Annotated in this window: 8 protein-coding genes and 1 pseudogene; 5 read left to right on the forward strand and 4 right to left on the reverse strand. The window is 65.7% G+C overall.

Annotated features, from left to right (window positions below; all coding sequences use genetic code 11):
- Nucleotides 1-68: 68 nt before the first annotated feature.
- A complete protein-coding gene (locus BN159_RS06130) occupies nucleotides 69-428 on the reverse strand; it encodes a DoxX family protein (protein WP_015656052.1) in 360 nt (119 codons plus the stop codon).
- A gap of 317 nt (nucleotides 429-745) precedes the next feature.
- Between BN159_RS06130 and BN159_RS06135 the strand changes: the two genes are divergently transcribed.
- The 3 genes and pseudogenes from BN159_RS06135 to BN159_RS46915 all read left to right on the forward strand — a co-directional run bounded on the left by BN159_RS06135 (nucleotide 746) and on the right by BN159_RS46915 (nucleotide 2137).
- Entirely contained in the window at nucleotides 746-1597 is an 852-nt protein-coding gene (locus BN159_RS06135) for a LysR family transcriptional regulator (protein ID WP_231905581.1), read from the forward strand.
- A 189-nt stretch (nucleotides 1598-1786) separates the two neighbouring features.
- Nucleotides 1787-1924: pseudogene (locus BN159_RS46910) on the forward strand (LLM class flavin-dependent oxidoreductase); the annotation flags it as partial.
- Nucleotides 1925-1945: 21 nt separating this feature from the next.
- Nucleotides 1946-2137, forward strand: coding sequence for a hypothetical protein (locus tag BN159_RS46915; protein ID WP_041818867.1), 192 nt, complete (start codon nucleotides 1946-1948; stop codon nucleotides 2135-2137).
- A gap of 53 nt (nucleotides 2138-2190) precedes the next feature.
- On the opposite strand, the gene BN159_RS06145 is transcribed toward BN159_RS46915, so the two are convergent.
- Genes BN159_RS06145 through BN159_RS42735 form a run of 3 tightly spaced genes read right to left on the reverse strand, consistent with a single transcriptional unit; the run spans nucleotide 2191 to nucleotide 4297 of the window.
- On the reverse strand, nucleotides 2191-2904 hold the full coding sequence (locus tag BN159_RS06145; protein ID WP_157901076.1) for an SMI1/KNR4 family protein: 714 nt from the start codon (nucleotides 2902-2904) through the stop codon (nucleotides 2191-2193).
- Nucleotides 2901-3833 (reverse strand): L,D-transpeptidase family protein, encoded by a 933-nt coding sequence (locus tag BN159_RS06150; RefSeq protein WP_015656056.1) that lies wholly within the window; start codon nucleotides 3831-3833, stop codon nucleotides 2901-2903. The genes BN159_RS06145 and BN159_RS06150 overlap by 4 nt, the downstream gene beginning before the upstream one ends.
- Before the next feature lie 47 nt (nucleotides 3834-3880).
- Entirely contained in the window at nucleotides 3881-4297 is a 417-nt protein-coding gene (locus tag BN159_RS42735) for an MmpS family transport accessory protein (protein ID WP_231905582.1), read from the reverse strand.
- Nucleotides 4298-4736: 439 nt separating this feature from the next.
- Between BN159_RS42735 and BN159_RS06160 the strand changes: the two genes are divergently transcribed.
- Together BN159_RS06160 and BN159_RS46920 are read left to right on the forward strand one after the other, a co-directional pair.
- Nucleotides 4737-13340, forward strand: coding sequence for a golvesin C-terminal-like domain-containing protein (locus tag BN159_RS06160; protein ID WP_015656058.1), 8604 nt, complete (start codon nucleotides 4737-4739; stop codon nucleotides 13338-13340).
- A 132-nt stretch (nucleotides 13341-13472) separates the two neighbouring features.
- A complete protein-coding gene (locus BN159_RS46920; protein WP_015656059.1) occupies nucleotides 13473-13970 on the forward strand; it encodes a hypothetical protein in 498 nt (165 codons plus the stop codon).
- Nucleotides 13971-13994 lie beyond the last annotated feature (24 nt).

Consider the following 13994-nt stretch of genomic DNA (forward strand, 5'->3'; position numbering starts at 1 on the left):
CTGTGGTCGCGTGTCCTCCGACCGTCGTCATGCTGCTGTGGCCTCCACGAGTCGACGGCTGCGCCCTGTCACAGCCCGGTGGCCAACCAGACGGTCACGGCCGCGGTTGCGGTAAGTCCGACGTTGAGCGCGATCCGGCGGTCTCCGCCGGTCAGGTGGATGGCGATCGCACCGGTCTGGAGGAGCACGAAGCCGCCGGCCGCGGCCGGCGCCAGCGAGGGAGCGATACCGGTCAGAGGCGGAAGGATCAGGCCGGTCGCGCCGAGCAGTTCGACCGTCCCCAGCGCCCTGAGAGCGGGCATGGACACGCGGTCGACCCAGGCCATCATCGGCCGGAGCTGATCGCGGCTGCGAATCAGCTTCAGAGTGCCTGCGTAGACGTAGAAGAGGGCGAGCAGTCCCGCGACGATCCAGTAGGCGATGTTCATCGTTCCCGTTCCTGGGACACTGGTTCACGGGGACCCATCGATTGCGTCGATTGCGTCGGTTGCTTCATGTGAGGTCGTGGGCGGGCTCGGTCGCATAACGGCCCATCGTGTCGATATTGGCCACGCACATGCGCGTTCTGGAGGACGGCCAGCGCCCGGGCAGCGCCTCGCGATCGCCGAGTGCGTGATACGGCGGGGTCGGTGCGCAGCCAGCTGGTCCTTGCTTCTTCGGTCACGCTCACGAGTGCACCGCCGGAGCCCTGCCGGTGTCCAAGACCCCTTCCGCAGCGCCGATACCTGATGGGTATCGTTGCAGCGTGGAGCTACGGACCTTGCGCTATTTCGTGGCGGTCGCGGAGGAACTCCACTTCGGCCGGGCCGCCACCCGACTGCACATGAGTCAGCCGCCGTTGAGCCGGGCGATCAAGCGGCTGGAGGCCGATGTCGGGGCCGTGCTGTTCACCCGCTCGCCCACCGGCGTCGCGCTGACGTCGGCAGGCACGGTGCTGCTCGACGAGGCGCGGGCCCTGCTCGACCAAGCCGACCGCGTCGGTGTACGCGTGAGGGCGGCGGCCGGCATCGCGAGCATCACCGTCGGCATCCTGGGCGACGGCACCGACCCGGGAGTGTCCAGGCTGGCTGCCGCCTACAGCCGACGCCACCCCGGCATCGACATCCGCATCCGCGACACCGGTCTGACCGACCCGACGTGCGGGTTGCGCGCCGGTCTGGTCGATGTCGCCTTGACTCGGGCGCCGTTCGACGAGACTGCCCTGGCGGTACGGGTCCTGCGGACCGACCCGGTCGGAGTGGTCCTGCGCGCCGACGATCCGCTGGCCCACCGCGAACAGTTGAGGCTGGCCGAACTGAGTGACCGCCGCTGGTTCCAGTTCCCACAGGGCACCGACCCCATCTGGCAGTCGTACTGGAACGGCGGCACGCCACGCGAGGGCCCGGTGGTCCGCGCCGTCCAGGAATGCGTGCAGGCCGTGCTGTGGAACGGCACGGTCGGCCTGGCACCGCTCGGCCACGACCTGTCCGCAGAGCTGGCCGTGGTACCGCTGATGGACATGCCGCCGAGCCGGGTGGTGGCGGTGTGGAACGAAGGCGACACGAACCCGTTGATCCGGTCCTTCATCGAGATCGCTACGGCCGTGTACCGCCACTGAGCACCACCACCAACGGTGCCGCAACTCGTGAACCTTCCGGACGCGGCGACCCTCGGGACGGTCGACAACTCCACGGCGGCATCAGCCACTTGACGACTCACCGATGAGAGTCGGCTCCGCCGTCGGGCTGACACCCCCGCACTGGCCTGAGAGCGGCTCGAAGAGGATCACGTCGCAGCGGAGCAGGAACTGAACCCCGCAGCTGACCCGTTAGTACTGCTGAGTGTTGGCGCAGCAGCAACCAGCCGCGTCCTGCTGGGCTCTCACGTCCTGGTCGCTCCGCTGTACCCGCCCGTCCAGCTGGCCCGGTCGCTGACCACGATCGACCTGATCAGCGGTGACCCCCATGTGATCGACACGATGCTGCGGGTGAACATCGACGCCGGCACGAGCACGGACAAGGTCGCCGACACCATCAAGGCAATCCACGAGCACACCGGAATCGACCACTTCATGATCGACTCGATGTATGACGTGGACACCGTCGAAGGCTCCCTGGAGCACGCCCGGCACACCCTCGAACTCGTCGAGAAGGGGTGACGGGTTACTCGCTGATTGCGGCCGTACGCACGAGTCCTCCGTCGGGACGACGGCTACTGCGAGCCAGGACCGCCGTCCTCGGGCCCCAAGGCTTCTCGCTCGCGGCGCTCAAGCCATTCGAGATACCAGGTGCGGAAGTTGTGCCGGTTTCCGTGCGCATCGACGATCGGTAGGTAGGGCGGGTTGATCCCAACGTCCCGGTCTCGGAGTTCTCCGCGGTGCGGACCGACGATGATGAGGCAGCTGGTCATTCCGCATCCGTTGTCACTGATGAGGATCGCGCCCCGATCCCGTTCCTCATGCCAGATCCGGTGTTCGGCATCGTCGAAGACCTCCAAGTAGTCGTGCCGGTAGTCCTCGTCCTCGTCGCGGGTAGTGGGCTCGTATCCGGCAGCGCGGAGGGTTGCCAGCTGTTGGTCGGCCCACTCTTCCGTCTCGACGAAGGGTCCGCTCGGGTCGAGCAGAATGGGATCGCCACCTTCCCAGACCCAGCCCCATTTCCCCACGACGCGACGCAACGATGTCAGCTCGATCTCGGGTCCGGGTCCACCCGCGCCGACCTCCGCCAAGAAGGTGCGGTACTCCACGGGGAGTTCGACACCGTATTGCGCCTCGACCTCAGCAATCTCTGCGGCAGTCAGGGCGGGTTCGAAGACGGGGTGCTGAGGAGGACCCCAGCCGCGTGCCTGATGCTGGGCCTCCTCCACCGCAATGACCCGTTCCCGAACTCCCGCCCATCCTGCCTGCGCGTCCACGCCGCCGCTCACCCGATGGCGATGCGAGGGTGGGCGGACGGGGTGATCCAGCCCATGATCTGGTCCATGGTGGCGCGGGGGACGGAGACGCAGCCCGCGGTGGCGCCGCTGCCGTTGACGTGGAGGAAGATGCCCGCGCCGCGACCGGGGGTGGCGGGCCAGCGGTTGAAGTTGATGACGAGGGCTTTGGCGTACTGGGTGGGGTAGTTGATGAGGTGTTCGCTGCCCCGGTCGCCGGATTCGGTGAGGGGGAAGTCGGCGCCAGTCTCTCCGTGCATCTCGTTGTAGAACTTCGATTCCGGGTCCTGTACCCACCAGTCGTCGGCGGTGACGACGTGGTACGGCATGGCGGTGCCGCCAGCGACGTGGCCGAAGCCCTCGGTGATGGTGTAGGTGCCGCCGGGGGTGGTGTAGGTGTTCTGCATCCGGGTCGCCCCGCTGGTGACACCGTTGGAGCCGACCCGGCCCGCGCCGGTGCTGAACTGTGCCTTCCAGCCGGAGGAACCCTTGGCCCAGGCGGTGACGGTGGCGTAGGAGCCGCTGGCCTTGACCGTGATCACCTGGGTCGCGTCACCCACCTCCACGGGGACCGGGAAGTCGGGCGCGGTGGGGGCGGGCGCGTCAGCGCCGGATGCTCCGGACCCGGTGGTGCCGCCGGCGGTTCCCTCGCCGGCCTTGGCGGCACTGCCCCGGGCAGAGGCGGAAGCCTTTGCCGATGCGGATGCCTTGGTGGAGGTGGAAGGGCTGGCGGAGGGCGATCCGGAGGCGCTGGGTGACGCGCTGCGGGAGGCGCCAGGGGTGCCGGACTCAGAGGTGTTCGGTGCCGACAGCGAGTCCGAGGCCGCCTGCTGCTCGTCGTCCTGCCCACCGCAGGCGGAGGTCAGCGCCAGGACGCTGAGGACGGCGGCGCTGGTCAGAACCTGCCGGGAGAGGGACTGCACGGTGAGCTCCTTGCGCTCTGGGTTGCCTGAAGAACTGTCTTGCTGGGTCACGCGCGGTCCGCGCCGCCGCCCGCCTTGTCCGGTCGGGGCAGAGAGCCGGTGCAGGTGGCGCGGCCGAACTCGCCGCTGGCGGAGGCGCCTTGGACGTACTGACCGCGAACAGTGAGGGTGCAGCGGGCCTGGCCGCCCTGCTCGCCGAGCACGATGTTGACGACGGCATCGCGGCCGAGCGGGACGGCTACCGTCTTGCGCCACGGCAGGGCCGCACCCTTGACGGTCACGCCCTTTCCGGACTCACTGCGGGCCTGGTAGGTGATGTCAGCCGTGCCGCTGCCGGTGACTTCGTAGGTCACCGAGGCGGTGGGAACCCGGCGTTCGGGCGGACTGTCGTCCCCGCCGCTGTCGAGGACGCCGTAGAGGACGAGCCCTGTGCAGGCGGCGAGAGCGACGCCGGCGGCGATCACCCCGGCGCGGTCGGGGCGGGGGCGACGGGATTCCGTTGCTTTGCCGGCCGCTTTTCCTTCCCCTGCCTCTTCCTCGGTTTCCGGTAGGAAAGGTTCCGGTTTCTCGGTTACGGCGCCCATGAAACGTCCCCTTCGGAAATAGAGATTGGACCGGACTTCGGCCGGGACGGTGCGCTTTATACATGACGCCGATGCGCGAATTCCAGCGTGCGGACATTTCGGGCGACCGCTCTCCGATTCATCGTCAACTGTCCCTGTTGTCCGCTGACTTGACTCAGCGTCAGCAACTTGATTAGAAACCCGGCGCCGCTGCTCGCGACCCTTTTACCGTGCTCAAAATGAGGTCACGGGCGGCGATTTTTGGTCAGCTTCTTCGGGAAGGTTTGGTGTGAGACCCAGACTGGGGAGAACGATAGCTTGCCTGGTGGCAGCTGCGGTGATGAGTACCGCGCTGCCCCAGGTGGCCTATGCCGCGTCCGACTCGGGCGGTGAAGAGAAGGGAATTCTCGACACCTTCAAGGGCTGGTTCACGGATGAGGAAGAAGACGATGACGGCCGCGCTGAAGAGCCGCCGTCGCACGATGAATTGGAGGTCGCGGACCGGCAGCATCTGCCGAAGGAAAAGTCTCGGCCACCCGCCAAGCGGGTCCGCGAAGTCACCGGCAGGCGTACGTCGAGCGCCCGCTTCTGGGAGCTCTCCGACGGCCGCATCGAGGCGGAACTGTCGGCGGCGCCGACCTCGTACAGGTCAGGGAAGTCGTGGAAGTCGATCGACACCCGGGTGCGTGAGAGTGGTGCGAAGGGCTTCGTCCTCGCCAACACGACGAACGAGGGCCGCAGTTGGTTCGGTTCGGATGCGGACCGGCTGGTGCGTTTCAAGTCACCGGACGGCCGGTCGGTCACCCTCGGTCTGGAGGATGCAGGCAGCGCGCTGAAGCCTGTGGCGAAGGGCTCTGAGGTCACGTACCGGGACGCGATCCATGGCGCGGATCTTCAGTACGTGGTCGGTGCGGGCCGAGTGAAGGAGAACATCGTCCTGGCCGAACGCCCGGACGGCCCGGTGAAGTTCACCTTCACGCTGGACACCGAGGGTCTGGTGCCGAAGGCGCGTAAGGACGGCTCGATCGCGCTGTACGGGGCGCTGCCCAACACGCCGGTGATGGTGATTCCGGCGCCGTACATGACGGACGCGAAGAAGGCGGACTCCTCCGTCTTCGGCCAGACCTACAGCACCAAGGTCGCCCAGAAGCTCATGAAGGACGGCAAGTCCTGGAAGCTGACGGTCACGCCGGACGCGAAGTGGCTGGCCGCCAAGGAGCGGCAGTACCCGGTGGTGATCGACCCGACAATCACGATCGCACCGTCGCCGTCCGGTTCTCAGGATGTCATGGTCCTCTCGGACCAGCCATCGACCAATTTCAACACCAGCTGGAAGCTGTCCGCGGGCAAGACCGACACCGGCATCGCCCGCTCCCTGATCCAGTTCCCGCTGGACGACATCCCCGCGAATGTGGATCTCGACTCGGCGCGCTTGGAGATGTACTTCGACCAAGCACACACCACCGGCGCCAACGACAACACCATCGAGGTGCACCGGGCTACCGGCCCCTGGAACGAAGACACGGCGACCTGGTCCTCCACCAGCGCGCTGTCCGGTGAACTGTCCGGGACCACGGAGCTGTTCGACGACGGCGATGCGGGGACGGCGGCGGTGGGTTCCTGGCCGTACTCGGGGGCGGCGCTCAAGGAGCACGCGGTCAACCAGGACTACCGGTTCAACCAGGACTCGGTCTCCGGGGACACCCACACGTGGCAGACACCGGTGCTGGACACCGGCACCTACCGGATCGCCGCGCACTATGTGGCATCGAGCAACCGGACCACTGCGGCGCCGTACACGGTGCACTACAACGGCGGCTCGAAGACGTACACCGTGGACCAGACGGCGGGTGCGGACGGTGTGTGGGCGTCGCTGGGCGATGGCGAACAGCTCCAGTTCAACAAGGGCGGCACCGGCTACAAGGTGGTGCTGGGCGACACCGCGAGCCCGGCGGGTTCGGCGGTGATCGCCGATGCGATACGGATGACGAATCCGGCGCAGATCGTGAAGAACAAGGGCGAGTACAGCCAGTGGCACAACTTCCCGGTCACCAACACCGTGCAGCAGTGGGTCAATGGCACCCAGCCGAACAACGGCTTCGTTCTACAGGCGCAGGACGACACGCTGGCCGCGACGGCGCTGGGCGGTCCGCGCTACGAGGCCGGTGACGGCCTCTACGGCGGTGAGACCTCGACCATTCCGCGGCTGACGGTGACCTACGGCAAGGTCGGCGCCAGCCTGAACTCGCCCACCGTGGTCCACAGTACGGGCCCGGAGCTGTCGTGGAAGCCGTACTCCAACACCACCGGTGACAGCGGTCTGGACATCGTCGAGTACCAACTGCACCGCTCCACGCAGCAGGCGTTCACCCCGTCCGCCGCCACGCTGGTGGCGCCGATCGGCACGACGGCCACCACCTACACGGACACCACGGCCACGCCGACCCCGGACTCCTACAGCGGGGAGATCGGCCGCTCGTACTACTACCAGATCGCGGTGAAGACGCAGAACGGCGAGCTGCTCGGCTCGCCGACCCGAATCGTCGGCATACCGAAGGCCGGCCGCACGATGCGGCTCATCCAGGGCACGAGCTCGGTGACGGACGCGACCCTGTCGTCCGCGAAGCCGACCACCAACCAGGACACCATCACCTACGACGGCGTGGGCCAGCAATGGCTCAGCGTGGGCAACAACACGCCCACGAACAGCACCGAGAAGACCCGCGCGGTGATGAAGTTCGACACCGCCGCCATCCCGGCCACGGGCACGGTGATCGACTCGACGCTGTTCATGTGGGGGGCGGAGACCACCCGCACCAACACCGGCGCCCGCTACAACCTGCACGGACTGACCAAGGGCTTCGACGAGACGTCGACAACGTGGAACAACGCCACCGCGTCGACCGCGTGGAGCAGTGCGGGCGGCGACTATTCCTCCCTCGTCTCGGACTACGAGCCGTGGTGGACCAACGACGTCGGCCGGCACGACTGGAACGCCACGTCTCTGACCCAGGGTTGGGTGAAGACCCCGTCGTCCAACCACGGCGCGCTGGTCAAGCTCGCGGACGAATCCGCCTCGGGGCCGCAGGAGCAGACGGTGTTCCTGGCCTCGGAGGCCGCCGACTGGCAGATCGGCCCGTTGCTGCGGGTGATCTACGTCGACTCCACGACCGAGGACACCTACTACACGCCGCAGACCCCGGCCCGGATGACCCCCAACTCCACCTACACGGTGGACTTCACGGTCACCAACACCACGTCGGGCGCTTGGGCGGCGGGTGAGCGGCAGCTGTCCTACACCTGGAAACTCCCCGACGGCACCGATGAGACCACCGGTGGCAACCAGGCGTCCACAGCGATCCCGGCCCTCGCCCCCGGCCAGTCGGCGACGATCAAGGCGCAGGTGAAGACGCCGATCAACTCCGACTCCGGCAACAAGCGCACCGAGTACGTCCTCGGCTGGGACGTGCGAAAGGTGTCCGACGGCAGCTGGCTGTCCGCCGGAACCGGCGGCATCCCGCCGCTGAAGCAGAACGTGGCGGTCGAGGACGCCACCTCCAACAGCCTGGGCCTGGAGAAGTTCTACGCCTACACCGGCAAGAACACCGGCGCCGGCTCGACAGTGATGAACAACCTGGCCTCGGGCAACAGCGTGTGGTCGTACAACGCGTTCACCAACCCCGGCCGCGGCCTGACCACGTTCGCCCGGTTCTCGTACAACTCGCTGGACACCTCCGACACGGTGTCGGGCGCGGGCTGGTCGGCACAGCTGGCCGGACCGATCCGCCTGGGTGCCCCGCTGGACTTCCACCCCAACCCCAACCCGACCGAAGTCCGGCTCCCGGACGGCGACGGCACCACGCATGTCTTCCGCAAGCAGGCGGACGGCAGTTGGAAGGCCCCGGCGGGCGTGCACTACCGACTCACGCCGAAGCCGGGCCTGGACTGCACGCCGGACAAGGACCCGGTCCCGGACGCCTGGACCCTGATGCGGCCCGACGGGACGCGCTTCCTGTTCGGCTGCGACGGTTACATGACGTCGGTCGTCGACAAGAACGGCAACACGCAGACGTACACCTACGAGGAACGCAAGTCGAACAACAAGCCGACGAAGTTCCTCAAGTACATCACCGACCCGGCGGGCCGGAAGTCTCTGCGTGTCGGCTACTGGCTCAAGGGCGACGCGACCTACTCGTACATCAACGACACCGGCGCCCAGGTCACCGGCACCAACCTCAACAACCCCAAGATCTACGACCACATCGCGTCCCTCACCGACATCTCCGGCCGCAAGATCTCCTTCTACTACACCGAGCAGGGCCTGCTGGGCCGTATGGTCGACGGCAACGGCTCCACCCAGCCCAAGACCTTCAAGTTCACCTACGACGCCACCCAGGGCAACAAGAACGTCAAACTCGTCAAGGTGACCGACCCACGGGGCAATGGCACTTCACTGGCCTACAACACCCCAACGGCCGGCGACAACCCGAAGTACCACTGGTGGACCAAGACGATCACGGACCGTCTCGGCGGTGACACGGGCTTCACGTACGCGGCGAACGCGACAAACACAGAGTTCACCGATGCGACGGTGACCGATGCCGAGGCACACGCGACGAAGTACGTCACTGACGACTTCGGCCGCCCGGTACAGACCACCAACGCCAAGTCCCAGACCACCAAGATGAGCTGGGACGCCGACAACAACGTCACCTACCTGGAAGAGGACAACGGCGCCAAGACCGCGTACTGCTACGACCAGAAGACCGGCTACCCGCTCTGGCAGCGCGACGCGGAGAACAACAAGACCGGCGTCCCCGACCAGACAACCACCTGCGTGACCGACCCCACCAAGTGGCCGGCCACCGCAGCAAAGTACGAGTACCAGACCCGCGCCGACGGCTACTCCGCCGACCTGTGGCGCAAAACCTCACCCGAGGGCCGAGCCTGGCAGTTCAGTTACGACACCTTCGGCAACCTCAAGACGGTCACCGACCCCAAGGGCGTCGCAACAGCGACGGCCGATGACTACACAACAAAGTACGACTACAACTCCTACGGCCAGCTCACCAAGGCCACCGACGCCAACGGCAACCCGACCAGCTACAGCGACTTCGGCCCCACCGGCTACCCGGCGACCATTACGGACGCGAAGACCGAGTCGACGACGTACGTGTACGACGAGCGAGGCCAGGTCCGCGAGGCCACGGACGCGCTGGGCAAGAAGACCACGCAGGAGTACGACACCTTCGGCCGCCCCACGGTCAACACAGTGCCGAAGGACCAGGCTTCGGGTGTCCTGATCACCACAGAAGCGCCCGTCTACGACGCCAACGACAACGTCACCTCGTCGAAGGCACCCAACGGCGCCGTCTCCACAGCGGTGTACGACGACGCCGACCAGATCACCTCGGCGACCGCACCGGCCAACAGCAACACCGCGCCACGCGCCTCGACGTACACCTATGACAAGGTCGGCAACCTCAAGACGACGACGGAGCCCAAGGGCACGGCGACGACCGGGGATGCGACGGATTACGTCACCACGAACCACTACAACGAGATCTACCAGCTCGACCATGTGCTCAACTCGGCGGGTGACAAGGTCAGTTACGAGTACGACACGGTCGGGAACGTCACCGAGGTCATTGACCCGAAGAAGAACGCGACGACGGACACGACCGACTTCACGACGAAGACGGTCTACGACCTGAACCACCGCGTGAAATCAGTCACGGACGCGGCCGGAAAGACGAGCGCGAAGTCCTACGACAAGGACGGCCTGGTCCTCTCCACGACGGACCCGGAGAACAACACCACGACCATCACCTACGACGAGCGCGGCATGCAGAAGGAGGTCAAGGTCCCGCACTCCGGGACGACGTCGATCACCTACCGCACGACGCAGTTCGAGTACGACCAGGTCGGCAACACCACCAAGGTCATCACTCCACGGGCCGTAGCGGCGGGCACGACCACGGCGTTCACGGCACGCACCGAGTACGACGCCCTGAACCGCCCGGTCAAGCAGTTCCAGCCGTACGACCCGGCAGACTCCCGCCACAACAACGCCAACGTGTACACGCAGACCGTCTACGACGAGGTGGGCCGGGTCGAGAAGACCTCGCTGCCGCCGTCGGAAGGCGAAACGGTCCGCAACGACACCACGTTCGACTACTTCGACAACGGCTGGGTGAAGTCCTCCACGGACCCGTGGGACATCGCCACCACCTACGACTACAACGAACTCGGCCAGCAGACCAAGCGGACCCTGACCTCGGCGGGCGGCTCCTCCGACCGCACGATGACCTGGTCGCACTACCCCGACGGCTCCCTGAAGTCCCGCGCGGACGACGGAGTCCCGGTCGGCAAGTCGGTGGTCCTGGTGGACAACTCCGACACCCAGAACACGTCCTCCACAGGGACTTGGGCCACCGGTGACGTGACAGGCCAGCACGGCTACAACCACCGCACCCACACGGCAGGCACAGGCACGGACGCCTTCACCTGGACCCTCAACATCCCCAAGGACGGCACGTACACCGCATACGTGAAGCTCCCGAAGGTGACCGGCGCGGCCACTTCGGCGAAGTACACGGTCACCCACGAGGGCGGGACAACCGACAAGACCCTCGACCAGAACGCGACAGCGAACCAGAACACCTGGGTCGCGCTGGGCTCGTACACCTTCAAACAGGGCAACGCGGCCAAGCTCCAGCTGTTCCAGAACACCGGCGGTGTCGTCGTCGCGGACGGCGTGAAGCTGGTACGCGACACGGCCGGCGACCCGGCCGACACGGAGAAGAACACCTTCGCCTACACCTACGACCTCAACGGCAACCTCACCAAGATCGACGACACCTCGTCGACGGCGAAGATCGACGCGTACACGGTCGCCTACACCGGCCTCAACCAGGTCCAGAAGGTCACCGAAGCCCTGTCCGGCACAGAGAAGAAGGCCACGTCGTACACCTACGACGCCAACGGCCAGCCGGAAACCGTCACGCACCCCGACCAGTACTCCAAGTACACCTACGACCTGCGCGAGTTGGTCAAGACGGTGTCGGTCGGCAAGACCGCAACCGACAGCGCCCCGAAGGTCACCTCGTACACGTACACCGACCGCGGCCTCAAGCTCAAGGAGACCAAGGCCAACGGCAACACCGTCGATTACACCTACTACCTCGACGCGGCACTGAAGTCGACGACCGAGAAGAAGGCCAACGGCACCACCCTGGTCGCCTCCCACACCTACGCCTACGACGCCAACGGCAACAAGGCGCAGGACGTGGCGAAGAAGATGAACGCCGACAACAACACGGCGTACCTCGACTCCACCACCAACTACAGCTACGACCCGGCCGACCGCCTCAAGGAAGCGGTCAAGACCGGCACCGGCGCAGGCACAGAAACCTACGTCCACGACGACAACGCCAACGTCATCCGCCAGACCGTCAAGAACGTCACAACGACCTACGACTACGACCGCAACCGCCTGCTCAAGGCGACCGTGGGCACCTCCACGGCGAACTACAACTACGACCCGTTCGGCCGCCAGGAATCAGTCACCTCGGCCGGGCAGATCATCGAGCGGAGCACGTACGACGGCTTCGACCACGTCATCAAGTCCGAAAAGGCGGACAGCACCGGCGCGCTGAAGGCAACGACGTACACCTTCGACCCGCTCGACCGCACCGCCTCCAAGACAGCCGACGGCAAAACCACGGACTTCTCCTACCTGGGCCTATCCTCGGAGGTCCTGGACGAGAAGGTCGCCGGCGAGCTGACCAAGTCGTACCAGTACAGCCCCTGGGGCGAACGCCTCTCCCAGATCAAGCACAACACCGACGGCACCACCGAGTCCGGCTACTACGGCTACAACAGCCACACCGACGTCGAAACACTGACGGATGCAGGCGGCAACACGAAGGCGACGTACGGCTACACCGCCTACGGCTCCGACAACGAGTCCGAGTACACCGGCATCGACAAACCCGACGCCTCGGACCCGACGAAGGAGGCGTACAACGCCTACCGCTACAACGCCAAACGCTGGGACGCCCAATCCGGCACCTACGACATGGGCTTCCGCGACTACAACCCCGGCCTGAACCGCTTCACCACCCGGGACATGTACAACGGCGCCCTCGCCGACATGGGCCTCGGCACCGACCCATACACCCAGAACCGCTACGCCTTCACCGGCGGCAACCCCATTTCGGGCATCGAAGTCGACGGTCACACGTCGGTCGATGCCATGTGCGAGGGCGCCAGGGGCTGCACGGCCGTCACGATCAACCGTACGCCGAACCCGATCAACAAGAATGACAAGCCGTGGAAGTACAACGCGTCAAGGCACAACCGGGCCCGGGACGCCGCGGCTTCCGTGATCCGGTTGCAAGGAATGATGCGTACTGGCAATCCCTGGGCCGCGTTCCAGGTAAAAACCGAGTGTGGAGTCGGAAAGGCAAGCAAGAACGGAACAGGGAACCCCGGCCGTGCGGACATCTGCTACAGGGAGGGCAGCAACCTCTTCGTGTGGGAGGTGAAGAGTGCAGGCGCTGCAAGCACCGGCAAGGGAGAGTTGGCCGGATACATCGAGCGGATGAAGCAGGACCCTGATTACAAGGGCCTCGACATCGTGCCGGGCTTCGATCTGTCGATGCCCGCAGTCGGGTACGTCAAGGAGACCGACCAGACGGTGGTCGCTAAGTCCCACCCGACAGACCAGGGTGTAATCGTCTACACCGCCACCAGGGCGACGCCCCCGCCCATCGTTATTCCGGCTCCGGTTCAGGAGCCTGTCAAGGAGCCGGGTCCGAGCAGATTGGACAAATTCCGGGACTGGTGGCACAGGAACATCACCAATCACGACTGGTCAAACAATCCATGGACGCCCACGAGTCCTGTCGGTGGCCCGATATTTGTTCCAGTGATTCCGTGAATGAGTGATCGGTAAGTCGTGACGGCCCTCTCCTGTTCACTCCACGGCAGGAGGGGGCCGTTCGCTGGGCAGCGGTAGGATATGCGCGGTATCCGGCGCGGCATCTGACAGAACAGCGATACGGGAGATTCAATGGGATATTGGGGATATTTCACTGTTGCCGAATCTGCGTCCCCCCTTGGCGACCTGGCCTGTACACGGGCGATCCCAGAGTTGACGCTTAATCGACGCCTCTCGGGAGATTGGCAGGTCTGGGAACATCCGGCGGAGCCTGACATTGAGGCCGATGACCTGGCTGTTGCCCTCGCCGAGGAAACCGGCAAGCCTGCGCTTGTCGGATTTGTGATGGACAGCGATTGCGTGGTGATCGAGGCGGCCGACTCCAGCAATGGGGCTTGGACCGCCTGTCTGAGTCCCAAAGCGATGGCGCGCTATCTGGCTGAAGACGGGCAGCAACTGGAGGACTGGATGCTGACACCGGAACGAGCTACCGAGAACGCTGTCATCTGGGCTCGCTTGACGGGGCGCCAGGTGGCAACGGCCCCGCTGGCCGAGATCTTCCAAAAGGAGGCCGACCCATTCGCAGAGGATCTCTTCTTTACCTTGTTGAGGAACCTGAGTCTCGTGTGATAGTGAGAATTATCGCGCGAGTAG

Origin of the sequence: Streptomyces davaonensis JCM 4913, assembly GCF_000349325.1 — a bacterium.
Taxonomy (GTDB): Bacteria; Actinomycetota; Actinomycetes; order Streptomycetales; family Streptomycetaceae; genus Streptomyces; species Streptomyces davaonensis.

What these genes read in the sequence shown, in the direction of transcription:
- BN159_RS06130 (WP_015656052.1), bottom strand. Translation starts at nt 428, where the DNA reads ATGAACATCGCCTACTGGATCGTCGCGGGACTGCTCGCCCTCTTCTAC.
- BN159_RS06160 (WP_015656058.1), top strand. Translation starts at nt 4,737, where the DNA reads ATGAGTACCGCGCTGCCCCAGGTGGCCTATGCCGCGTCCGACTCGGGC.
- BN159_RS46920 (WP_015656059.1), top strand. Translation starts at nt 13,473, where the DNA reads ATGGGATATTGGGGATATTTCACTGTTGCCGAATCTGCGTCCCCCCTT.